Source organism: Faecalibacterium sp. DFI.5.82, from assembly GCF_029076575.1.
Lineage (GTDB): Bacteria > Bacillota > Clostridia > Oscillospirales > Ruminococcaceae > Faecalibacterium > Faecalibacterium duncaniae.
This window is the reverse complement of record NZ_JARFIS010000408.1, coordinates 1-316: the sequence shown is the minus strand read 5'-3', so window position 1 is coordinate 316 and position 316 is coordinate 1. Positions and strand designations below refer to the sequence as shown.

Below are 316 nucleotides of genomic sequence, written 5' to 3'. Positions count from 1 at the left end.
TCATACATGGGGGCACATGGTATACCTTGTGGACGGTAAATATCTATTTACCGGCGATACCCTCTGGTTCGGTGCGGACGGCGGATACAGTTTTATTTCTTCGCTGGCAGAGGATAACAAGCTTGCGGTGAAGTCTTTGACTTTGCTGGAGAAAAAGCTGAGAAAACGTGGGCTGCATCCGCTGTTCATTACCGGTCACACAGGTTGGACGGACAACATGGAGTTTGACTTTGCGCACAAAAATGAGCTGTGCTCGCCTTTCAAGAAAAGAGCCCACGACCCCAATGCGCTTTACGATGCCTATGATGAATCCGAT

Annotated in this window: 1 pseudogene; it reads left to right on the top strand. The window is 49.1% G+C overall.

Features of this window, described 5'->3' with window-relative positions:
* Positions 1-28: 28 nt before the first annotated feature.
* Positions 29-316: pseudogene (locus P0G09_RS17190) on the top strand (MBL fold metallo-hydrolase); the annotation flags it as partial.